Source organism: Proteiniclasticum sp. (assembly GCF_032054185.1).
In the GTDB taxonomy this organism is placed as follows: Bacteria; Bacillota; Clostridia; order Clostridiales; family Clostridiaceae; genus Proteiniclasticum.
This window is the reverse complement of sequence record NZ_DAMBTF010000010.1, coordinates 26068-49930: the sequence shown is the minus strand read 5'-3', so window position 1 is coordinate 49930 and position 23863 is coordinate 26068. Positions and strand designations below refer to the sequence as shown.

The 23863-nt window shown below is 41.4% G+C and carries 18 protein-coding genes; all 18 read right to left on the bottom strand.

What is annotated here, in order from left to right:
- Positions 1-204: 204 nt before the first annotated feature.
- A complete protein-coding gene (locus RTX25_RS07395) occupies positions 205-651 on the bottom strand; it encodes an Hsp20/alpha crystallin family protein (RefSeq protein WP_312652289.1) in 447 nt (148 codons plus the stop codon).
- A gap of 229 nt (positions 652-880) precedes the next feature.
- On the bottom strand, positions 881-1108 hold the full coding sequence (locus RTX25_RS07390; RefSeq protein ID WP_312652287.1) for a DUF2188 domain-containing protein: 228 nt from the start codon (positions 1106-1108) through the stop codon (positions 881-883).
- Between the two features lie 172 nt (positions 1109-1280).
- Positions 1281-1931 (bottom strand): HAD family phosphatase, encoded by a 651-nt coding sequence (locus tag RTX25_RS07385; protein WP_312652285.1) that lies wholly within the window; start codon positions 1929-1931, stop codon positions 1281-1283.
- Between the two features lie 65 nt (positions 1932-1996).
- On the bottom strand, positions 1997-2695 hold the full coding sequence (locus tag RTX25_RS07380) for a YetF domain-containing protein (RefSeq protein WP_312652283.1): 699 nt from the start codon (positions 2693-2695) through the stop codon (positions 1997-1999).
- A 103-nt stretch (positions 2696-2798) separates the two neighbouring features.
- A complete protein-coding gene (locus RTX25_RS07375) occupies positions 2799-3563 on the bottom strand; it encodes a response regulator (protein WP_312652281.1) in 765 nt (254 codons plus the stop codon).
- Positions 3560-5278 (bottom strand): sensor histidine kinase, encoded by a 1719-nt coding sequence (locus RTX25_RS07370; protein ID WP_312652279.1) that lies wholly within the window; start codon positions 5276-5278, stop codon positions 3560-3562. The genes RTX25_RS07375 and RTX25_RS07370 overlap by 4 nt, the downstream gene beginning before the upstream one ends.
- 221 nt (positions 5279-5499) lie before the next feature.
- A complete protein-coding gene (locus RTX25_RS07365) occupies positions 5500-6444 on the bottom strand; it encodes a nucleotidyltransferase (protein ID WP_312652277.1) in 945 nt (314 codons plus the stop codon).
- Between the two features lie 83 nt (positions 6445-6527).
- Positions 6528-7946, bottom strand: coding sequence for a phosphoglucomutase/phosphomannomutase family protein (locus tag RTX25_RS07360; protein ID WP_312652275.1), 1419 nt, complete (start codon positions 7944-7946; stop codon positions 6528-6530).
- A 34-nt stretch (positions 7947-7980) separates the two neighbouring features.
- Entirely contained in the window at positions 7981-9654 is a 1674-nt protein-coding gene (locus tag RTX25_RS07355) for an iron ABC transporter permease (RefSeq protein ID WP_312652273.1), read from the bottom strand.
- Position 9655: 1 nt separating this feature from the next.
- Positions 9656-10729: an ABC transporter ATP-binding protein gene (locus RTX25_RS07350; protein WP_312652271.1), complete on the bottom strand. Its 1074-nt coding sequence runs from the start codon at positions 10727-10729 to the stop codon at positions 9656-9658.
- Between the two features lie 58 nt (positions 10730-10787).
- Positions 10788-11816 (bottom strand): ABC transporter substrate-binding protein, encoded by a 1029-nt coding sequence (locus RTX25_RS07345; RefSeq protein WP_312652269.1) that lies wholly within the window; start codon positions 11814-11816, stop codon positions 10788-10790.
- A gap of 322 nt (positions 11817-12138) precedes the next feature.
- Entirely contained in the window at positions 12139-12699 is a 561-nt protein-coding gene (locus RTX25_RS07340; RefSeq protein ID WP_312652267.1) for an RloB family protein, read from the bottom strand.
- A gap of 2 nt (positions 12700-12701) precedes the next feature.
- The gene (locus RTX25_RS07335; RefSeq protein ID WP_312652265.1) at positions 12702-13973 is read right to left on the bottom strand and encodes an ATP-binding protein; all 1272 of its coding nucleotides are present in this window, start codon (positions 13971-13973) and stop codon (positions 12702-12704) included.
- Between the two features lie 339 nt (positions 13974-14312).
- Positions 14313-15467 carry a hypothetical protein gene (locus tag RTX25_RS07330; protein WP_312652263.1) on the bottom strand — a complete coding sequence of 385 codons (1155 nt, stop codon included), beginning with the start codon at positions 15465-15467 and terminating at the stop codon, positions 14313-14315.
- A 10-nt stretch (positions 15468-15477) separates the two neighbouring features.
- Entirely contained in the window at positions 15478-21051 is a 5574-nt protein-coding gene (locus RTX25_RS07325; RefSeq protein ID WP_312652262.1) for a hypothetical protein, read from the bottom strand.
- A 313-nt stretch (positions 21052-21364) separates the two neighbouring features.
- On the bottom strand, positions 21365-22285 hold the full coding sequence (locus RTX25_RS07320) for a hypothetical protein (RefSeq protein ID WP_312652260.1): 921 nt from the start codon (positions 22283-22285) through the stop codon (positions 21365-21367).
- Positions 22282-22581 (bottom strand): MBL fold metallo-hydrolase, encoded by a 300-nt coding sequence (locus tag RTX25_RS07315; protein ID WP_312652258.1) that lies wholly within the window; start codon positions 22579-22581, stop codon positions 22282-22284. Before RTX25_RS07315 ends, RTX25_RS07320 begins: the two co-directional genes overlap by 4 nt.
- Before the next feature lie 167 nt (positions 22582-22748).
- Positions 22749-23828, bottom strand: coding sequence for an extracellular solute-binding protein (locus RTX25_RS07310; RefSeq protein ID WP_312652256.1), 1080 nt, complete (start codon positions 23826-23828; stop codon positions 22749-22751).
- Positions 23829-23863: the final 35 nt, after the last annotated feature.

Sequence of the window (23863 nt, the reverse complement as noted above, 5' to 3'; positions counted from 1 at the left end):
AATATATATCCACATTCACAGACATCACTTTAATCCATGTCGGATTCAGAACACCCAGTTGCAGCCTGTAAAAATAGTATCGTAATATCTTATGGGAGAGCACAGCAGATCACTACTGTAAGGTTCTAAATCATCCTCTTCAACGGAAAAAACAATCCGCATCCTGGGCTTAGGATGCGGATTGTTTTTAGTTACCCGATATCTTTATTCGATGTCGATTTTTCTGCTGGTATCAGCTGATTCTTTCTTAGGAATATTGATTTTCAGAACACCGTCTTCAAGTCTGGCTTTGATGCCTTCCTCATCAGCCTCCTGAAGATAGATGTTTCTCTGCATGGAACTTGTTCTTCTCTCTCGATGAATAAAGTTCTTTTTCTTCTCTTCCTTTTCTTCCTCTCTGCTGATGCTGATGCCGAGTCTTCCATCTCTTAAGGAAAGATTGATTTCTTCTTTCTTGACTCCGGGAACTTCAGCGTGAACAATATACTCTTTGTCTTCTTCCTGAACATCCACCTTAAAGGTATCTGCCTCAAGATATCTTCTCATAGGCCATGCTTCCGTAAAAAAGTCATCCAGCATGCTATGAAGGTCATCAACATCTCTTGATACAATGTCATTTTTTCTTCTGTTGAATGGTATTAATCCTGCCATACTTTCCAACTCCTTTAATTTCAGTTTATGTAACATTAGCACTCCAGCCCTTCGAGTGCTAATCAAATTACAATTATGTTATAGCACAGGTATTTTGAGATTTCAAAAATGATTTTTCAAGAAAAATGGCGTAAAAAACAGACAGGCAATGCGCCTGTCCGTTAATTTAAATTTTTCAATTTTTTGAGGCTTAAACTGAACATAATCCCGGAATTCCAAGAATCAATCATCAGCCCTTCGGTGGATAAGGATCATTTCCGTAGGAGTTTCTCTCTCCAATGGTCCCGTCCAGCTTATGTATGATCAGCTCCGTCTTCTGGTTCATCGCAATTTCCTTTGCGATCTTTACAGCCTCTTCCTTGGTTTCTGTATGGTGACTTGCTCTTTTTGCATCTTCTCTTTTGACATCCCAGCCGCCGTCCGGATTAGGCAGTACATGATGCGCATCATTTGCCATAATATACGCTCCTTTCATTCATCTCATTCTATATTTCTGTATGATCTTCTGAGAGTATTACACTTACTCCTTCATCATAAGTCATAGATATGAGGGTTTTGCATATATTCGGTAAAAATGGTTTGAACAAAGTGCTCACCGCTATCATGCTTAATAGACATGAGGAAAGGACTTAGAGTAGAGAAGCATCAGAATCCTTCATATGCTGAAGATTCTCTTCCAGCATGAGATACAGATCCATCATATGGTTGTTGTGGAAAAAGTGAACCCCTTCCATTCCGAATTCAAGAGCTGTATGGATGTTCGCAAGAGTATCGTCGATGAATACGCACTCTTTGGGATCCAGCTGATATTTTTCAAGAAGAATCTCATAGATCTTTCTCTGAGGCTTCATTTCCTGATGTTCATAGGACACAATCTTCCCGTCAAAGAGATCAAAGAACGGATAGTACCTTATGGTATTCTCAAATCCTCTTTCAGGATAGTTCGAGAGCGCATAAAGGTTGTAGCCCATCTCTTTGAATTTTCTCAGGAAGTATAGGGATACTGGCATCTCACTGATGAGAAAATTCTCCCAGTGATAGATGATTCTTTCCACTTCCTTCTGATACTCAGGAATTCTTGTGATGATTCTTGACGCGGCTTCCACCTCGCTCATCTTACCATGGTCGAGAAGCTTCCACTCCTCGCTGCTGAATACTTCGTTATAGAGTAACTTCATGAGCTCCGGATCCTGTCCGTAGTGATTGACCAGCCACTCTGTGGGATCAAAACGGATCAGTACATTCCCGATGTCGAATATGATGTTTCTGATTTTATTCATTCTTTTTATCCTCCCGCTGTTTATTTTCGAAATCCTTGTTCAGTATTTATTCTTGTAGTTACTGGCTAATTTATGTAGCCTTCTCTAACTTCATTGATGCAGTCATCGATCATTTTGTAGTAGAATCCCTCTTCTTTTGACCATTCGCAGTATACAACCTTTGTAAGATCTTCCACTCCAAAAGTCTTCATCTCACCTTTCAGCCACACCTCTTCTTTTCCGATGTATTTCAGCACTTCGCGCTGAACTTCACCTTCATCGATGAGCAGAAAATTGTAGTAGTCTTCCTTGGATGAGTCTTCTACGTTTCTGTACTTTGCGTACCGGATCACCGAAAACCTTCCGTCCGGTTCGAGAAAAAGATCTTTCACTTCCCTGAGGGAAAAAATATCTTTCTGCCTCAGTACACTTCTCAGCTCTTCCATCTCGATATTGGCTCTGTCAAAGAGTCTCATGTTCAGTTTACCATTCTCGATGATATGATCAGGGGTTCCTCTGAAAACTGTTCTGAACAGATTGTACTTCTTGGCCAGAAGATCCATGATATAGATGCTCAGAGTCCAGACCATAGCCGTGAAGATGAACGGAAGAATACCGATTTCATCGTCATAGAAGATGCTGTCGAGAATTCCTCCGAATACAATGACATGAACAAGGTCAAAGGGCGACAGCTGAGCCAGATTCTTCTTCCCCAGGAGCCTGAATGTCAAGGTCAGGGTTAAAATTCCGATCACAAGTTTTATAGCCTGAAGTCCATAATCCATAACAATCTCCTTCTCATTCTTAGTAATAATCAGTACGATCCATTTCGAAAAATCAATTTATATGAGCCTTTATTATCAGATACAGTTTCTTACATCCATCGTCCTACACCTCAAGTTCTCTCATGTAGACACTTGGACTTTTGCCCGTGACTTTTTTGAAGATGTTGCTGAAGTAGTGGGCATCATTGTAACCCACAAGGTATGCCAGTTCGTAGATTTTGGGATGATCCTTCTCCATGATGTGGATGGCTTTTTTCATCCTGAAATGGGTAAGATAATCCACAAAGGTATACCCTGTTTCCCGTTTAAAGAGCTTAGCCAGATAGCTTTCGCTGATGCCAAGCTCTTCTGATATCTTAAGGCACGTGATGTCCTTCATGTAGCTGTCATCCATGCATCTGATGCACTGCAGGACATAACGGTTGGCATCAGTTCTTTCTGTGCCGGGATACTCTTTGAAGAAGTCCAAAGCCTGTTCCTCACTTCCTAGCCGCTCCTCGTTGATTTCACCGATCACCTTTTCCAGAACCTTTTCCAGTTCCTCATCTTTGAACGGTTTAAGGAGGTAGTCTGTGACTCCGAGACGCAGTGCGCTTCTGGCATATTCAAAATCCGAATAGCCCGAGATGATGATGAAGTGCATATTATGGTCCTCTCCAAGTGACTCGATCATCTCTATCCCCGTCATCCCTCTCATTCTGATGTCCGTAAGGACAATCTGAGGTTTCTTCTCTTCGATGAGTTTCAGTGCTTCCTGAGCATTTGCCGCCTCACCCACCACCTGACAGCCGAATGCCTGCCAGTCTGTGGTCATGATGATTCCGCGACGGATCATTTTTTCATCTTCCACTACAACAACCCTGATCATTTGCTGCCTCCTTCGGGGATCGCGATGCGTATGGTCGTTCCCCTTTTCAGTTCAGTGAGTATCCTGACGCCGTAGCCCTTTCCGTAGATGAGCTCGATTCTTTTATGGACATTGATGAGCCCGATTCCGCTGTCTGCATGTTCTTCCAGCAGCTTCACCGCAACCGTCTCTTCCATCCCGATTCCGTCGTCCTTCACTTCAAATATCATCCTGCCGGCTTCCTTGAAGCCTAGCACTTCCAGATGTCCCTTTCCTTCCAGGCCATGAAGAATGGCATTCTCCACAAGAGGCTGCAGAATGAGCTTCGGAATCTTGAGATCCATGAGACTTTCGTCCACGCGGATGTCATAGGAAAGATCATCATCATAGCGCGCCTTCTGTATGGAGAGATAACTCTCAAGCCAGGATAGGCTGTGCCTTACGGTCTGGAACTCTTCGGCATCCTCCATGGATATGCGAAGAAGAATTGCGAGATTTGTGATGAGACTGATGACTTCGTCCGTTCTCTGCATCTTGGCCATCCACTTGACCGTATCCAGCGTATTATAGAGAAAATGGGGATTGATCTGGGACTGAAGCATCTTCATTTCCGATTTCTTCAGTCTGTCCTTGCTTTCGATGATGTTTCTGATAAGAAGATCCAGCCGCTTCGCCATCTTGTTATAGCGCTGCATGAGCTCACCGATTTCATCGGTTCTTTCTACCGGGAACCTCTCGCTGAAGTCCCCCTTCTCCACTTTCTTCATATAGTAGACCAGATCCTTCACCGCACCCGACACGGACTTCGAAACCTTATAGGCAAAGAGCAGTGCAATGACGAGGGTAAAGAGTCCGATATTGAACAGGATTTTCAGAAGAAAGGTGGCATTGCTTTTGACATCTTTAAGAGAGGAGTAGGAAACGATCCGAAAGGGATAGTTTGCGCTGGCTCTGTAGGAAGCATGAAAGGAATCATCCTCGATGGCTGTGGTGTAGCTTCCGCTCGGCGCGGAAGAATCATATCCAGCATCCACTTTAAACGGTCTTGCCTCGTTCTCAATCTGATTCTTGCTGTAGAGCACGTTGCCGATCTCATTGACGATGAGCACTTCCCAGATGTTTCCCTGATTCTTGCTGTGGATGATGCCTGAAAGCTCTTCCCTTCTGATATCCACCAGAATGAAGCCTTTAAGCTGATCTTCCTCTATTACAGCCTTGGCCGCAGTGAGCGCTTTATCGTTCAGCTTTCGTTCTGCGTAGCTTGCAGGATGAAAAACGATGGCGTCATCGGACAGGCCCGCTTTTCGCAGAACCCCCCAGCTCAGGTAGTCTTTTGTATTATAGTGCCTGGGTACGACGTCGGACTGAAATAGTGTCTTTCCGTCCATGCCGAGTAGGTAGAGAGACATGGTGGAGGTCCTACCTGAAAAGAGGTAGTACATCTTCTCGTATATGGCTCTTGTCTCCTCTTCCGTAACCGTCTGATCTTCCATGACCTTAAGAACAAGGGGGTCCTTTGAAAGGAGCGAGACCGCCTGCTCGTAGAATCCGTACATTGAATCCACATCAGCTGAAACCTCCTGAAGATAACGCTCCGCCTCTTCCTCGATATTGCTTCTGAAGATTCTCTCGGAGAACCCGTAAAGAAGACTGGTGATGAGAAGAAGAGGAATCATGGCCACCAGAAAATAGGTGACAAAAAGCTTGGCGAAAAATGAGCTTTTAAACTTTTTCAACTGCGTTCTCTCCTCCTTCTCTCCTTATGCAGGGTAAAGCCTGCAGGCAAAGCATATCTCTTCTGACCGGTCATAGGATTTCAGTCTTTTTATCTTCCGCACACTCATTTTATGTCCTCGTGTACATTCCATTTTATCACTGAGGTATTTTAACCTGTTCTCTTATTATAATACATTTTTGAAAGAGATTGAGCTCTACAAAAGAGATCCCGCGAGAATCCTTACTCACCAAAGAGAGACTCAGGATAATGGCCGGTTTCCACAAGTTGTAGAATGGCCGCTGAAACGTCATCCTTATCTTCCTTGTAGGTCATGCCCATCCACTGGTCGCGGGCTTTTATGATCTTAAGATTTTCCCCGCTACGCTTTCTCAGCTCATCCATGGCTTCAGGCAGGTAGAACTCATCTTTCAGAAGTTCAGTGTCTTCCTTCAGAAGAAACGCTTTAAACACAGGCTCGAGATCATCCAGCACCTCTTTCTGAACACCCCAGATGTTCATGGAGACCAGGGTATCTTTCTTAAGCTCGATCTCTTCCTCATTAACCTTAGCAAAGATTGCATCTTCAGCTTTAAAGATTTTCTCTCTTTCCTTTATGGAGACGAGGTAACCCCTCTCATCCACTTCAAGAATGCCTCTTGATACCGCACCTTTTTCTGAGAGCGTATTTTCCACCGGATAGCCCGGTATGACCATGGATTCTCCTTTTAAGAGCTCATCATAAAGATCCTTAAGGACGCCTCTGCCATAGAGATCATCTGCATTAAGAATCACGAAGGGTCCATTCAGATGATGTCGTACACAGTAGAGGGCATGGCCTGTTCCGAGCGGCTTCTTCCTCTCCTCGGGTATTTCTGTTCCCTCGGGAAGAATGCTTCTGTCCTGAAAAACAATCTCCACAGATACGACCTTACTCAGGTTATCTCCAAGGCCTTTCATGAACTCCTTTTCCATACCTTCTCTGAGTATGAAGATGAGTCTTCTGTATCCGATCTTTACCGCGTCATAGGCAGTATAGGCCATAAGGCTCTGCCCTCTCGGTCCGATGTCCGCCAGCTGCTTGTTTCCGCCGAAGCGTTTTCCCATACCTGCGGCCATGAAAACCAGGGTTACGCCCTGATCGGGATTTTCATTCTTTAAACTGTTTTCGTCTCTTGTCTTTTCCATTTTTCTTTTCTCCCATCTGATATTCTTGATCTATCCTGATTCATGATGTGATGAAAGGCACCGATTGCTCGATGCCCCTTTTTTCAGTTATAGATCCCGTAGTGTTCAAGGAAATTCTCGGCAAGTTTCTTCGCTTCCCGTCTTGTGGGCATTTCCACAAATACACGAAGCAGTTTTTCCGTCCCCGAGAAACGTGCCACGATCCATCCGCCGTTTTTGTAGTAGATCTTCATGCCGTCCTCATAGGAGACTTTCTCTACCGGATAGAATTCTTCAGGCAGTTCCTTTTTCTCGAATAACCGCTCTTTAAGCTCCAGTTCCTTTTCGGCAGTGAGGGCAAGATTCTCTTCATGCATATAGAATGAACCGTATTTTTCCTGAAGATGCGTCAGCATCTCGTGGATTCTTTTCCCCGTCACGCTGATCATCTCCACAAGGAGTGCTGCGGCAAAGATTCCATCTTTTCCCTTGATGTGTCCTTTGATGGTGAGTCCACCGCTGCTTTCCCCGCCGATGATTGCTCCGGTCTCGGTCATCTTGCTACTGATGTGTTTGAATCCCACAGGGACTTCATAGCATCTCTGTCCGAAATCTTCTGCAATCTTATCCAGCAGATGTGTGGTGGAGATGTTTCTCACAACTGGTCCTCTCCAGCCTTTGTACTTCAGAAGATAGTAATAGAGAAGACTCATGATGTCGTTGCTTGTGACATAGGTTCCTTCCTCGTCGATGATGCCGAGTCTGTCCGCATCACCGTCTGTTCCGATTCCGATGTCGTAGTTTCCTTCTCTTACCATATCCCTCAGCTTTCCGAGGGTTTCTTTTGTCGGAGATGGCATTCTTCCGCCGAACCGTGTGTCATGGCGGTCATTGATGACATCCACTTCACATCTGACCGTGATCAGCACGGTCTGAAGGGCTGCCTTGGAAACACCGTACATGGGGTCCACAAGGACTTTAAGTTCTCTGTTTCTGATTTTCTCCACATCGATCATGGAAATGATGGTATCCACATAATCATTGAAGGGACTGACGGTCCTTATGATTCCTCTCTTTATCCCTTCTTCGAAGGGCATCGTGAGGATATCTTCCTCATGAAGTTCCTCTATGATGCTTTCAAGCTTTGCTGTGACCATAAGGTCGGCATCTTTACCGCCTTTGGTGAAAATCTTGATGCCGTTGTAGTCCGCCGGGTTATGGCTGGCAGTGACTGCCAGACCATAATCGCAGGCGAAGGACTTGACCGTATACATGATGAGGGGTGTCGGGCTTACTTTTTCGATGAAGTTGACCGCAACGCCGTTCCCGGCAAAGACTTCTGCAATCCATCTTGAGGCTTTGTCCGAAAGAAATCTCTTGTCGTATCCGATGACAATACCGTGATGATCGACTTTTTCTCTTTTCATGAGCACAGCCAGAGACTGGGCTACCTTTATGATGTTCGTTCTGATGAATTCATCACCGATGATGGCTCTCCATCCACCTGTACCGAATTTAAGCATTTGTCTCACCTTACCTTTTATGTCAGATTGAATGTTACAAGGAGATGCTTCTACCACCTGATACCTTATTGAATACCATGATGGAAATGATGGTGGTCAGGGTCAGGATGGAGGCAAGCGCTGCTGCTGTACCGAAACTTGCCCGCACGACTTCTGTATAGACAGCCACCGATATGGTGGATGTTCTTCCCGTATAGAGGATAACCGTCGAGCTCAGCTCATTGATGGTGGTGATCCAGCTTAAAATCGCACCGGAGAACACTCCAGGAGCCATCATGACCGCTGTGACCTTAAAGAAAGTCTTCATAGGCGAAACACCCAGATTGATTGAAGCTTCCTCGATGCTCGGATCGATCTGATAAAGGATGGATGCGCTTGATCTTACGGTATAGGGCAGTTTTCTGATGATATAGGCGATGATGATGATGGCTGCCGTACCGCTTAGGACCAGTGGCTGTTTATTGAATGCGACAAGGAGCGTGATACCCAGAACAGATCCCGGAATAACATACGGGAACATGATTAAGGTATCGAGCAGACTGTTGAACTTCGATCTTCTTCTGACGATGATATAGGCCACCAGTATACCCAGTATGATCATGACCGCAAGGGCGATGACCGCATAGACGAAGGTGTTTCTGATGTTAAGGGACAGTCTGTTCATGACGAGACTGTAGTTGTCCAGACTGAATTCCTTGAGGAAAATCGGTCCCCTGGTTTTCATGAACGATGTGGTGATGACCACGATCTGCTGAACCATGGCAAGAAAGACGATGATGTAGCAGAATGCTGTTGCCAGGAACTTCTTGCCCTTAGGCAGCTCCTTGACTTCAGGCGGTCTAAGTGAGCTCATCATATAGCTTCTCTTCTCCACGACTTTCTTCTGGATGAACAGAACGCTTAGGGAGAAGACGACAATGATGACACTGAGGGTGCTTGCCATGGCGGCATTTCCGCCAAGCTCACTCATGAACTCGTCGTATACCACGACAGGAAGTGTCTTGAATCCTTCACCGATCAGCATCGGTGTACCGAAGTCTGCGAGTGAGGTCATAAAGACAAGAAGTGCAGCGGAGGTTATGGTCGGAAGAATCAGAGGGAAAGTGATGGTCATGATTCTCTTGAAAGAGGACATGCCGAGGTTTTCGCCTGCTTCTTCCAGGGATGCGTCAATGCTTGATAATGCACCTGATGCATAGAGATAGACATAAGGGAAGAACTTCAGCGTAAAGATGAAGATGATTCCGCCCAGTCCGTAGATCGTCGGTGCAGTGATGCCGATGGCTCCTAGAATATTCGTAATAAGTCCGTTACGTCCAAGAAGTATGATCCACGCGTAGGCACCGATAAATGGTGGTGAAAGAAGTGAAAGGATGACCATAAGGTTAATGAACTTCTTTCCTGCGATATGGAAACGGCTTGTGATGTACGCCATGGGCAGTCCTACTAGAACGGAAAAAATCGTTGCCAGGGTACATACGATAAAGCTGTTCTTCAGCGTATTGAAATAGTAAGGGAGCTTGAAGAAATTGAAGTAAGTCTCTAGACTGAATGCCCCTTCTTTGTTTCTCAGACTTTCCATAAACAGGGATGAGAATGGATAGATGAGGAAGATGAAGAGCAGAATAAAGCTGCCCACGGAAATGTAGTTCCAGAAGTTCAGACTGTTTCTGAAGTCGAACTTCTGTTTCTTTCGTTTCTTCTCCAAACTAGATCACCGTCCCTTCTTCGTTGTAGACCTTGATGATCTGTGGATCAACCTGGACTGTGACGACTTCTCCTATCTCTCTTAACGTTTTACCGTCTTTGGTGTATTCGTTGATTTCAATGATCTTTCCTTCTGCCAGCTCGATTTCATAGTTCATGAAATCTCCGAGGAAGGTGGAAAGCGTGATCTTTCCTCTGAATCCGACGGCATCGGAGGCTCTTCTTAATACCCCTTCTTCCGGTCTTAGGGATACAATGACTGGACCTTCATGGCCGAGATCACGATCAAGGGGCACGATGCCCTGTGGGGTTGTGATGACGGTATTGTCTCCTTCTTTTCTGGCTGTTCCCTGAAGAAAGTTGCTTGTTCCGATGAAGCCTGCTACAAACTCATTGGCGGGATACTTGTAGATTTTCTCCGGTACGTCGATCTGCTGAATGACTCCCGCTTTCATGACTGCTATGCGATCTGAAATGGCCAGGGCTTCTTCCTGATCATGGGTCACGTAGATGGTTGTGATCCCCAGTTCTCTCTGAAGCTTCTTGATGATGGTTCTCATCTCAAGTCTCAGCTTCGCATCAAGATTACTTAAGGGTTCGTCCATCAGAAGAACATCAGGTTCGATGACGATGGCTCTTGCAAGAGCGATTCTCTGCTGCTGTCCTCCTGAGAGCTTTGATGGTTCTCTGTCCTTGTATTCTTCCATCTTCACTAGGCGAAGTGCCTTAAGGACTCTCTCCTCTGCTGTCTTCTTGTCCACGTTTCTGGCCTTAAGGCCATAGGCGACGTTGTTGTAGACCGTCATATGGGGGAAAATGGCATAGTTCTGAAACACCATTCCGATGTTTCTCTTATGTGCAGGAATGGAATTGATGACTTTATCCCCAAAAGTGATGGTCCCGCCTTCGATGGAATTAAAACCCGCGATCATTCGAAGAAGTGTTGTCTTTCCGCAGCCTGATGGGCCGAGCAGGGTAAAGAATTCCCCTTCTTCCACAAGGAAATCCGCATTCTTCACTGCGTGGAAGTCCCCGTAGTATTTATCGATATTTTTGAAATTTACTGAATTGCTCACATTTACCTCCAACTAAAAAGAAAGGGCAAGATTCTTGCCCTATTCTGTTTATTCATCTTTATTCCTGTCCTGTTACGATATTCTTCCATCTTTCGAGGATTTCGTCTTTGTTGTCTGCTGCTGCCTGGAAATCATAATCCAGTAGCTTGATTTCTTCTATTGGTCCTAATCCGTCAGGATTGTTTGCATCTGTTCTTGTGGATCTCCAGCTGAAGTCTTTAGCAGCCAGGTCCTGTACTTCCTTGGAGAAGGTGAACTCGATGAATTTCTTTGCGTTCTCAAGATTCTTCGCACCCTTTATGAGCGCGATTCCGTCTGGAGCTGCTGATGTTCCTTCTTCTGGATAAACGATGGTCATGTCGCTTCCTGCGATGATGTATCTTGAAGCGGCTTTCTCAAGTGTTAGTCCTACAGCATACTCACCATCGGATACACCTTTGTAGGTTCCTGATGAGCTTCCTAGAATCTTATTGTCCAGGTTCTCTACAAACTTCTTGATGGTTGCCCAGCCTTCTTCGCCATCATCCTTGAATGCTTCAAGCATGGTTGCAAGAATGGTGTAGGATGAACCGGATTTAGCAGGATCAGCGAATGCGATCTTGCCCTTCCACTTCGGATCAGTCAGGTCTTTCCATGACTTTGGTGCTTCTTCCTGTGATACCAGCTTGTTGTTGTGGATCAGTACCATTGGCAGTGCACTGAATCCGTACCATTTACGCTCAGGATCTTTGAACATATCAGGAATCTTAGCATCTTCTTCAATTGTATAGCTTTCGAAGTGTTCCTTGAATGCATCCAGTGATTCAGCTCCGCCGCCCCACATAACGTCTCCAAGTGCGTTTCCGCTTTCCGCTTCGACTCTCTTCAATAGTTCTCCGGTTCCCGCTGCAACAACGTCTACACGGATTCCTGTTCTCTCTGTAAATTCATTTATGATCGGATTGATTTCTTCAGCGTTATGTGGTGAATAAACCACAACGCTTCCGTCCCCTTTAGCTTCTCCTTCTCCCTCTGCTTTTTCTCCACATGCAGCAAGAGCTGTAACTGATAGCATGGCAATAAGTAAAAGACTGATTTTCTTCTTCATTATTTCCCTCCTATGATGTTTTATACTTCTATTGTATGTTTCATGAAAACCTTTAACAATGTAGCATTCTGCACTTTGGTGTAATATTCAGCACTCTATAGACTATTTACATCATAAATCTCTTTCAGACTCAATGAAAAAGAGAACGAAACAATTTCTGCCTAGATCCCTTTAAAATACATATAATATGCCTGTGTCTAACTTATTGCCGCTTCTTCGCATAAATATGATGAATATTTATTATTCATCTATTTATAATTGTGAATGAGCTTTTAATCGAATTTCTTCAACTAAAATGTACAGCAGCGAACATGGAATCATTTCAGACGGGTTGTTCTTTATGTTTAAGTTTTGCTCGTCTGATTGCATCAGATTCACTACCGTTCTGACACAATAATCTATAGTTATGACCATTTGATTTTAAGTATTTCTGTCCTGTTCTTTTTGAAAATGTTCTCCTGAAACCTGCATTGCAGGTCACAGAGTCCAAATATGTACTCATTTCATTGAAATATGCTTCAAACCAGACTTCAATACATGGATTTGACCAGGCAACGTTTATCGATTCTCTTTCAGCATTTCGAATCAGCATATCGAAGTCAACCACTTTATCCCGATCGAAAACTATCCACGGCTCTGCATAATTGGGATTAAGTGACATGATTTCTTTGCAGGATGCGATCAGCTTCTTTGTGTCTCTATTGTATACCTTCAGTACCAGTTTCTTTTTTACTTCTTCTTGTAAAGAGTTTCTTAAACCGTCGAAATATTGCTGCTCCGTTTCTGTGCCATCAGTCAGAATAATATAGTATCCAAGTACAGGAATTCGCTTCTGATTATTTTCTCTCCTGGTTCTTTGACCATTTCTACTGTTTCTTGCCATGACTACTCCTCTAAAAACATATCAAAACTTCTTAACGAAGGAACAGCTCCATATTTACCAAGCAGATAATTTTTCTCGTAACTTTCATCCTTTCGAATCTTTGTTCCGTCTTCATCTACAAAATCAGCAAGAGAATATAATGATGATACTCCGTATACACTTTTTTCGGTGAACCATATTTCATCTCTGCGAAGAAGATTATTGGACAATTGCCATGAGTCATGGGTTGTGAAAACCAGTTGAGCATTGTTTATGTTGATATCCGGATTAAGAAAAATAAGAAGGAAATTTCTCACAAGTAATGGATGGAGACGAGAATTAAGTTCGTCTATAAGTAAAATTCCTCCTTCCATTAAAGTCTCCTGTAGGATAGGATATAATGCAAACATTTTCAGCGTACCACTGGATTCATCATCTAAGGGTATACTTATTGTCTCATCAGAATTTAAAATTTTATGTACTGCATCTATTTTATATCGCGTTCCCTCTTCATCATCACTACTGATTGGTTCGACATTAAATCCGATAATTGAAGGATCAAAAGCAGAGAAAAATTTTACGACTTTATTTCTTTCTTCTTCATTCTCAGCGAAATCATTGGGAATCTTAGAGGATAATACAGTCTTCATTAATGGATCACCAAAATTGGCAAAGCTGGTTTTCATAAACCAGTCCCTTACATTTTTCATTTTAGAGATTTTCAGTTTTGTTCCTAGCGAAACAATCAGAGCTTCTCTCTCCAGTGCTATTCTAATATTTTCCTGACTTTTCTTGGGAATTCCACTTAACTCCAGTACACCGGTATCATTATTTCTGTAGACAACGGACTTGTACTCTTTCGCAGTCTTTGCCTTAGTATTAAACCATTCTTCTACTATTCCCTTCTGATTGAGCGTAAACCCATAGTTATAGGTTCTCCCTACACTTTCTGAATTATCCACATAAAAAACTTCAAATGTTGTGACTTCATTTTTACTGTTCAGATCAAATAAAAAAGGAGTTACTCTTGTCATTTTGCTCTTTTGCTGTTTATCTTCACTTTCACCACCGTAATTGAAGGATTCAAGAACATAATTGACCATAAAACTGAATGCTTCGATCACATTCGATTTACCACTTGCATTAGCACCGTAGATAGCAGCAATCGGTAATAATCTTTCTCCACCGGAATCCAACACATGATGATTATGCTCTGTAATCTTGGTTGCTGTGAAGTCCAGTATTGTATCATCTCTAAATGATTTAAAATTACTGAATCTGAATTGAATGAGCATAGCACCACCTCCTAAAATAACTTTATGCGCAATTACATGTAAAATCAATTGAATTATGAGATTTTTTCTCATTTACATGCATGAAACCTAGTTTACTTCTGTAATTAATAAATTAATATTTACTATGAAGCCGCTGCACCTGATAAAGGTTCCAATATAAAACCTTACCGATACTCTTCTCGGAAGTTTTGACCTCTGATGCTTCGGGGCCGTCATAACGATTGATTCTACATAGGCTTGCGACTGGAACCTCGATATTTGTTCAACAGGAACAATTGCAATAGGGCCATCTTGAACCTCGCGGTCCAGATGGCCCTATTGCAATTGTTTCCTAGTTCATTATACAGTAGATAGTTTACCATCTTCGAAAAGATTCATGATAGTTTCAGATGTGCAGATATCTAGATGTGCTAGCCTATTTCTAACACTGGCCATAAGCTTAATTAAGTGGTAAGTTTCCTGATCCACTTCCAGTTTTATCTGATTCGTGCTGTTATAGGGATTCAGGAGATAGGATAGGAGTCCGATTTCTACATCCATAAGCTCAGTAATTTGTGTACCGAAGGTATCGATGATCGGCAAGCATTTAAGAAGCCTTTCACTCCACTTTTCGATAATTTCAATGCGTCGCTGTTCTATAAATGGAAAAAGCACATGAACCTGAGATTTCCAGATCCTTTTATTAATTAAATCTCCCTGTCCACTGGTCAGGAGATAGAAAGGATGCTGTTCTGTAAATTCAAATTCGTAAACTCCTCTCCCCGAATCTTTATAGAGGTCATATACTTTTTGTATCCCATCTAGAGGTTCTTCCCTGTTCACATCAAACTGCTGAAGAAATTCATAGCACATCTCGCTGTCGTATCCGAAGATTTCACTACTGAGATGGGCTAGATAGGTCTTGATATTTTTATTGGTCATCTCCCTTTGTGACGCTATTATAAACGCGAAAAGAAGCGTGTCATAACTTGTGATGTATTCCATTGATCTTAAAGTTTCAATATTACCTTTTCCTGATACTTTGATATTGAGATTTCTCACTTCCACCACAAAAGTGCCAGCTTGTCTTGAATGCTTTGTTTCGTCTGCATAATATGCCACTTCTCTTAGAACACTCTGGACATTTTCATCTGGAATACCTTTTAACCATATGACCCTTCCGTCCAGAATACCATGTTCTGCCAGAAACTTCTGAGTCTTCATCACCCCATTACGAAATCTTCCAGACACCCCGGAATCACCGCACGTTGTGATGAGATGCATCAGTAGACCATCTTCCACAATACCTTCATCCGAATAGTCCATAAAAATGAAATGGCAGTTGTTGCTTTTCGCTTCCTCTTCAACACTATAGCGCAGCTGCTGTCTCCAGGGAGTATCCTGCTGAACAGAAAGTATAAGGTTCTTTCTGCTTAGTAGCATGTCCACTATCGCATCTCTGAAGGATGCAGGCCCTGTGATGTTATTCCACCATAATTTATCATGTTTCACCATAATTTTCTCCTTAATCGTTGGCTTCAAGATGACTGCAGATTTCTGCTTCTGTTCCGAACATTTTTGAGAAGTCGTATTTACGAAACTTATAAAGCACTCTTCCTTCGCTTTCAAATTGGGTAAGTACACCCAGTTCTGCCATCTCCTGCAAAAGATTGCTATATTCATCATCAGGGGTTCCCGCCAGATAAGGCACCTCAAAATTCTCACCGATATCCTTAATTTCCTCAACTGAATAACCTCTTGCTCCACTAGGCATTTCCTCCACGGGATCCATGAAGAGGTAAGCCAATACATAAGCAATTTTCAGATACCTTTTATCCAGAAGAAGGTTCAGAAAGAACTTTTCTTTAATTTTGCTGTTGATGTCTTTTTCAAAAAGGATAGCCTTGAGCTTATCATGATCCAGAATATAAGGCGGATTGTTTTCTGCTGAGTAGTATTTTCTATATTTTTCTGATACGGTCTGAACCATAGTGTAACAGAAGAAATGAAGAAGGCCTGGATAATAGTTTGTCTTTAAAAGAATCATAGATATGAGACTTTCATCTTCAAAGCTATACCCCAAATAGGATAATGGTATTTTCAGAAGCTGAGCGGCATCACGGGGGCTGAAAGGCTTTATACCCAGTGGGTCACCAAGTTGAGGGATGATGCTATTTTTCTCCTTTGCAGCAGAAAGTCTTGTAACATTGTGTAATCCGGCCAGTACAAACTTAAAATGGTTGTCGGTTTCTCTTCTCAGTTCACGTAGATCCTTTAGCGGCAGGTATCCATCTGTGGTTATTGATGAGAGAAAATCATCCACTTCATCCACGAGAAGTAACAGCTTGCTATACTTTTTCTTCTCATAGTGTCCTCTGAGTTCTTCACAAAGAGATGCCCAAGTGTGATTTTTATTCTCCAATATTCCAGCTGCGGTGAGTTCCTTACTAATCTGATGCACCAGTAGTTCGGAATCCATATTCTGCGCATTTACAAATACAGTATATTCCTTGTTTTCAGGTCTGTGAGCGACACTTTTTGCACGAAGAAGGAGTGCAGTTTTACCCAGCTGTCTTCCACCGTAAACCAAACATGAACCTTTGGGATCCAGAATACTAGCCAGTTCTTTTTTTCTCCCGAAAAACATTTCGTCCGCAATGAACCCCCCATCATTATTGTAGGGCTGATAATATGTGTAGGGCAGGGTGCACTTCAAGAGCGCTTCAATTCTGTCTTCAGGTCTTCTGCCTGCAAGGAACAATGTCAACACCTGGTCGATAAGAAGAAAGGAATTCTGCCAGCTGGTGCTGGACTTGTACTTCTCTGCAATCTTTCGTCTTTCTGGTTTCGTCAAGGCATTATCCAGTAGGATGATGGTGTTGCTGCCTATTCCTCCATCGATGCGACTGAGTATCTGAATCATCTCATTGGCATTAATTCCACCGAACATACAAATCACCCGAAAAAACTCGGTTGCTTGTGTCCCATAGTTGGATATGGGATGATTGTAATAGTCCAGATTTTTATCAGGAGGACTGATAAAGAGTTTGAAAGTTTTCCAGTTTTGTGACGCCACAGAACTTCTCTGAACATCTTCAGTACAGCTCTTTATAGCGAATCCAAGCTCTTTAAAGTAACGGAAGAGATGCTCCGGAAGATTTCTTTCATTAAGATCCTTTGGCCACGATCGAATAAAATTCTCACTGCTTTCCCTTATTCTCGCCGTGAAATCAGTTTTCCGATTCTTAAGAATATGCCTCATCTCCGGCTCAATGAAGTTTCTAAGTGCCCGCCCTTTGTAGCTCATGCACCTGTCGTAGATACCATCGTACTCATCCAGAAATTCCATATGATAGTCCTGTGAATTAGATACACTAATTTCATCGTCAACTGATCTGATGCCCTGCCTTAAATTATCTAAATACTCCGTGGACAAACCGATATTACCTTTCTCTAAAAGCACCTTTATTGTGCTGATTATAGGATATTCTTCCACTGTTTTACCTTTGCAGGAATCTTCAAACTGCATATTAAGTTCTTCCGTACGCTTCTGTGCTAAAAGCTTGATGTTGTTTGTCAGCGCAGCCAGAAAACGCATGTAAAAACCGTAGTTATTGTTCTCTAGAAGCATTTCCTTATAATCTTCGGAAAGCTGGATCATTTCCTCCTTATTCACTTCATCAATGGATCCATACATGTATGCCATTTCAAAATCGCTCTTGAACTGATCGATATAGCTATTAAGAGCTGACTCTGCATTGATGCATGCCATATCAAGATCCAGTTCCAGTATGTCTTGAGGCCCCTCAAGTTCTCTCAAATAGTTCTGTATAAGAGAAGCAATCCCGAAATCATCACGATTTGTCTCCTTAGGATCATTCACCACGGTATAAAAACGTTCTGAAAGATCTTGAGGATCGCTTAAGATATGCATAAGCACTCTCCTCCACGGTTCCCATCCCCTTGTACCATTAAACATAGGATTGATTACAGGTAGAGCATTTCGGTTGAGTTCAATGTGATTAGTCCTTAAAAACTCCAGAAAAATCCAAGGAGAGTAGGTAGAAAGTTTCTCAAGATATGACTGGATTTCTATTAGCGTATACATGAGAACATTAATTCCGGGTTTAAAGGTTGTATACGGAGAGTTTGTCAACTCCTCCAAAGATTTTCCTATATGGTAAATTATATCTTCACGGAACTTGCTTATTGTACCCTTGTGTTCTTCCAATTCCATGGAACGTGAACTATGTGGGGTTGAAAGACTGAGCCACGACCCCATAACATTGATTCGCTCTTTTAGTTTTTTATCAACTTTCTTTCGTCCGATATGGGAAAACCCTGTATTTTTACGGAAATATTTAGGCATAACTTCCTCCCATATTTCATCTATATAGGCGTCCACCATTTCCTGATCAATTTCAACCTCTCCATGAGTGATGGTAGCAAATGAATCGAAGAGATTTATCACAGCCTGATAATCACTCTGGATATTATTCTCCACCACATGGAGTGCCTGATGGATCTGGGATTCTTTACCTAAGCACTTTTTAAGCATCTTCTTGACTTCTATCATACCGATATTAGTCTCGAGACTTTCGTTCCTTAGCTGTTTGGCAGCGTGTTGAATATTTCTTATGCTGTTTTCCGTCTGAGAAGCGCTTCGGATGTAAGCGAAGGTTCTTTCGGCAAATCCATTGGGTTCGACATCCAGAAAATTTTTCAGAATACCTACTACCTGTTTCACGGAAGCATGCTCATCAAAGAAAATCTGATGACTTTTAACAATCTGATCTGCATAGCTGAGTAGCGTATAGTCATGAGCAATGTCAGGACGGAACAAACCACGGATTATTACCGAAAGCATAAAGAGATAGTCTGCATCTACGCTTTCATCATCATGAGATAAAGCTTCGCTGTATAATATGCCTATTGATGCACTATCATAGGCTTTTTCCTCCAGATTCATACCAGTTGCAAGAAGAATCTTTCTGTAGTATGTTTCCTCTTCTGGATAGATTTTTGAAAGAGATTTTGCCCAAACCAAAGCTAATGGTACCCTATCTTCTTCTAGAAGAGCCTCAGTCATTCTGTGCGCAACTTCTCTCACATCACTTATTCTTTCCATGGGGAGGAGAAGTTCAGCAAGTTTTTTTACGCTTTCAGTCCCCGTTAAGACCTTCCTGCTTTCAGATGGCTTTTCTCCAAGTGAAGTGGAATAGTGTTCTATTTCATGTTTCTTAAGAGGCCCTTGCACTTCTTCTGCAGGTGATTTCTCTTCCATAGATGAAACTTCGCCAGTCTCTTCTATGTCCATTGCCTCTCTACTGTTCTCTGCATTTTTTCCCCGTTTATCTTCTTGAACAGATTCCTCGCTCACCGTTATTTCAACTGATGTGTCTAAAGATGAGACTACTCTTTCTGAATCCAGTTCTTTCTCATTTTCCGTAAGACTAACTGTTTCTGATAAGGAGTACTCTTTTGAAGGAAATGTTTTCTTTTTCTCGTCCAAAAATATCAGCTTGTTTTTTTCTGTGTTATAGATAACCAATCCTTCTAGCGTGTCCATTCTCTCTTTAGTTTCTTCAAGCAACATTTCATCACAGCAGCAGAGGATATAGGTCACTTGACCCTTACCTAGGCTATTTGCTATATTACTCATCTCTTTTAAAAGATTTTCTGTATCCGAACCTTGGAGATTTGCAAGAACAAGTTGCTCTCCCACTAGGCTTGTCAGATCTGTTCTAAAGGAGATAATCCTGCCCCTGTGCTTGAAGTCAAAAATGTGATCGGAAAATTCATCTGGGCTAAACTGTTCCAGATAGCGGAGAAAGCTGAGATATGATGAAAAGAGTCTTAATGATTTTTGCGCGTCTGCCATTGTCCAGTTTGCCCACTGAGGCTTGGAAATCTTCATCACTTTAAAAGGGCAGTGTCGATCAAAGATTTTACTCAGAGTTTCCTTCTGAGTATAGGTCCAACCAACTTGGCTTAAACCAAAGACTGGCTCATTCCAACCTGATACTTTTGTGCTCACAAAATATCCTTTCTTCTCATCTTTTTCGAATCCTCCTTCGGCAAAGAGAATCTGATCTCTTAACTTTGGAGACACCATAAGCTTTATCAGGTCCAGAAACTGGCTTTCACTCATAAGTGGAATCATGGTGAGTGCCGAAAGTCTGAAAAGTCGAGAAGGCATCTTTTTAGCCTCATTTGTAAACACTGTTACACTGAATTTTGGCTTGCTCGGAGATGTAACGGTAAGAAAATCGTCTTCATTTACCTTCTCCATCTTCATAATTTTCTGATTCTCGGAAATCTCGGTGGGACTAATATTCTCTTCAAGCAGAATTCCCACCTCGGAACCAGTCATATGAGTGGTTTTATCCCTCAAATCAAGATTTATATCATTTACTTCCCGAGCTGCACCTTCTTTTATCTCCTCATCTATTTTAGTAGATTCTTCTACATTATCTGAACAATCTTCTATATACTTCATTGGAATATCATCTATGACGAGATGATATTTTCTGAGGGAGAGTCCCTTCAAGAGCATTTTATCAAATGCATCGGAGATGAGATCATACTCTTCCTCACCAAGGACTTCTGCACCATACATCACCCCTTTGACAAAACAATGTGCAGGCTTCAATGCTGAAATATTTATTTTCAGTTCATGGTTATTAGATGAAGAACCTAGGTTTTCCTTATACTTTTTGACCAGCTCCTTCTCTTCTTCAAGAACTGTCATGTAGCTGTCCATTTCGGATGTGATTCTATGAAATGTTTCTGCCACTTCGATCATTTCATTTTTAAGGTTATCCATTTTATGGGCCGCTTCACCATATGTTATGAATTCTTCTTTCATCTGGATAATAGAGTGGTTGTCGCCCAGAGGTGTTAGCTTAATGGACTTCAGATAAACGTTTATTTCTTGCTGAAGCATATGAAGTTGTTCCTGTGCGATACAGAACTCACCATATACTGTCTCGTTAGGAATATACCCTATTTCAAGCGTATTTGTTATGCTCTGAGATAGACTTTTCGCATTTTCTGTTTCTTTAATAATCTGATTAACCAGTAAATTTAAGTCTTCCAATTACCATCCCCACTTTCATATATTGTTTCTGTGCTCTTGAATAAACGATATACTTATTATATTATTTTAGCTATGAAATTCTTTTCCTCTGCATTATGTAGTGAATATACAATTACACATATCCTTTTACTTCTGTTTTTCTGCAGGCAACAAGAGTAGTAACTGATAGCAGGTCAATGAGTAAAAGGCTGATTTTCTTCTTTATTATTTTCCTCCTATAATGTTTGATACTTCTATTTTATGTTCGTGTTTACTTTTAAAATCTATCATTATGTACTTTGGTATAATATTCTACACATACGTTAGAATAGTCCTAACAATTCAAAGATAAATAGTGTGAATTTATACATTTGGTCGGATGACAATTACCATTTATTCTCGCAAAATCACAATAACTGTCAGGTTGTAATTTTGCATTTGTGCAGAATACATAGCCAAATTTATTTTGATTATTGTCAACATATTCTTTACATATTCTCCGATTTTTATATCCACCATTTGAAATTAACACGTACTCAGCCGATGGTAAGTGATCTGTAAAGTAAGTGTATGTACCATGATGAGAAGCTTTTAATATATAATACTCTTTGTAAAATATACCTTTTGAACTTAAGTAATTAATTACACTTTTTGTAGAATCACCTAATAACAATAATTTTGATGATTTATGCATTATAGTGCTACATGAATTCATATTGTAAATAAACTTATTATATTCTTTTTCGACGATTTTATTATCAATGTCTACTAATTCATAAATAGTATTTATAACATCATTGAAGTAAATAACACTCAAATATTTTTCATTAAGAATGTGGGCTTTTTCCCTTAATATATCAATGAATCTCTCATATTCATTTTGATACTTTTCCTCTTCAAAGGTATAAAAATATTCTACAAATGCACCAATAAACTCTTCCTTTATTTTGTTATATGATGACAGAATTGTGAAGTCTACCTTTCTATTCATATTTGGAATTTCAGCTTTTTGCTTGAGATTTTCATAGAATTTCGACCAACCACCTCTTACATATTCTAAATGACACAGTCTATTTCCAACTTCTGGCCAAACAACATTAAGAATCTCATTATCAACTTGAACTTGATCACCACTTTTGGTTAAGTAAATCTTACCTTCAGGTTTGATTAAGTCTGGTAGAATTGCAAGTAGCTTGACTATATTTTTTGATTTAATATTCGCTTTTTTATGTGAGAATAATAATATTTCAGTCATTGTTTTAATGACCTTTTATCATTAATAAAATAGTAAGGTAAAAAAACTTCATCAAATACTTTTTGATGCTTAATTTCCAATATGCCATTAAAATGGTCAGAATCAAAATGTGATATCAATAGCTTTAAAACTTCTGGAGGACTATTTAAAATATTCACTATTTGTCTATATGCATTCTGACTTTTTGATACATTTGAGGTATTATTATCTGAACCACAATCTACAATTAGTGTACTTTTAGCTTTCTGTAATAATATACATTCTCCAAATCCAACCGGTTTCATTTCTATATTCATTTTATCATCCCTTCCCATATCTAATATTTTTTCTTCTTAATTATATATTAATCTTTCTCTTTATAATAGGATAATCTATTTTTTATTATATATAATATAAACCCCCTGTCCGGGCACTACACCAGACAGGGGGTCGATATATTAGGGGATTTTTGAATGAAGCTATTTTAGTGGGTTTCAGCCCAAAGTGTATTCCACTTTTCAATCATCTTTTCTTTGTTGGCTGCAAGGTATGCGAAGTCAAGGTCAACCATGTTGAGTGTATCTTCCTTTGGAAGATCAACAAGGATGCTCTTTCCGTTTGATCCTCTACCTGATGACTGTTCAGCTCTGATGTCCTGGAACTCTGTTGAAGCGAGGAGATCCATCATCGCTTCTGCTGCTGTAAGGTTCGGTGCAGTCTTGACGATCGCAGCTCCGCCTGCCATAGCAGTGTTTCCTTCTTCCATGTAGATGTTCTCTACTGGAGCACCATCTTTGATGAGGGCTGCAACTGTTGATTCATAGGAAAGACCGACTACATATTCACCGTTGATGACCAGGTTATAGACATCTTTTGAGGATGTTGTACTGAATGAGTTCTTCATGAGCTTTTCTACATAATCCCAGCCCTTTTCATCATCGAACTTATCGCCCATTGTTGCAAGTATGGTCTGAAGCTGTCTCCATCCTGAAGAAGAAGCATCTGGTGCTGCAAGTATGATCTTGCCTTCAAGCTTCGGATCAAGAAGATCTTCATACCCGTTGATCTCAAGACCAAGTTCATCGCGAAGTTCAGGATTGACAACAAGGCTCATGACCTGTACATCGTAATAGGTATAGTATCCGGATTCATCATGATAGAGCTGCTCGCTGTCATTTACAGCAGTATATGGCTGAAGGATATCATGATAGGTATCTCCGTCTGCTGCAAACAGTCCACCGATGACGACATCGGCATCGTTTGATTCATCGCCACGGATACGGGTTGCAAGTGTACCGACTGAGTCAGCCTGGATTTCGATCTGGGAATTCGGATAATACTTGTTCCACATTTCCTTAAGAGCTTCCTGCTGAGTTTCTTCCATGGTGGTATAGACTGTAACTTTACCGGTTACTTCATCCTCGCCCCTGACATAGTCAGGACGTTCGGTTGCAGCAGGTGTTTCGCCCGCTGGTGGTGTCTGAGATGTAGGCTCGTCCTTTGCGCCGCAGGCTGCAAGAGGAAGCATCATAAGAGCTAGTAGCGTAATTATGATTTTTTTCATTGTTGTGTCTCCTTCTTTTTGTATTATATTATCGG

Bases quoted from the DNA above. Each gene is read 5' to 3' on its own strand.
- RTX25_RS07395 (WP_312652289.1), bottom strand. From the start codon at position 651: ATGGCAGGATTAATACCATTCAACAGAAGAAAAAATGACATTGTATCA.
- RTX25_RS07390 (WP_312652287.1), bottom strand. From the start codon at position 1,108: ATGGCAAATGATGCGCATCATGTACTGCCTAATCCGGACGGCGGCTGG.
- RTX25_RS07385 (WP_312652285.1), bottom strand. From the start codon at position 1,931: ATGAATAAAATCAGAAACATCATATTCGACATCGGGAATGTACTGATC.
- RTX25_RS07380 (WP_312652283.1), bottom strand. From the start codon at position 2,695: ATGGATTATGGACTTCAGGCTATAAAACTTGTGATCGGAATTTTAACC.
- RTX25_RS07375 (WP_312652281.1), bottom strand. From the start codon at position 3,563: ATGATCAGGGTTGTTGTAGTGGAAGATGAAAAAATGATCCGTCGCGGA.
- RTX25_RS07365 (WP_312652277.1), bottom strand. From the start codon at position 6,444: ATGGAAAAGACAAGAGACGAAAACAGTTTAAAGAATGAAAATCCCGAT.
- RTX25_RS07360 (WP_312652275.1), bottom strand. From the start codon at position 7,946: ATGCTTAAATTCGGTACAGGTGGATGGAGAGCCATCATCGGTGATGAA.
- RTX25_RS07345 (WP_312652269.1), bottom strand. From the start codon at position 11,816: ATGAAGAAGAAAATCAGTCTTTTACTTATTGCCATGCTATCAGTTACA.
- RTX25_RS07340 (WP_312652267.1), bottom strand. From the start codon at position 12,699: ATGGCAAGAAACAGTAGAAATGGTCAAAGAACCAGGAGAGAAAATAAT.
- RTX25_RS07335 (WP_312652265.1), bottom strand. From the start codon at position 13,973: ATGCTCATTCAATTCAGATTCAGTAATTTTAAATCATTTAGAGATGAT.
- RTX25_RS07330 (WP_312652263.1), bottom strand. From the start codon at position 15,467: ATGGTGAAACATGATAAATTATGGTGGAATAACATCACAGGGCCTGCA.
- RTX25_RS07320 (WP_312652260.1), bottom strand. From the start codon at position 22,285: ATGACTGAAATATTATTATTCTCACATAAAAAAGCGAATATTAAATCA.
- RTX25_RS07315 (WP_312652258.1), bottom strand. From the start codon at position 22,581: ATGAATATAGAAATGAAACCGGTTGGATTTGGAGAATGTATATTATTA.
- RTX25_RS07310 (WP_312652256.1), bottom strand. From the start codon at position 23,828: ATGAAAAAAATCATAATTACGCTACTAGCTCTTATGATGCTTCCTCTT.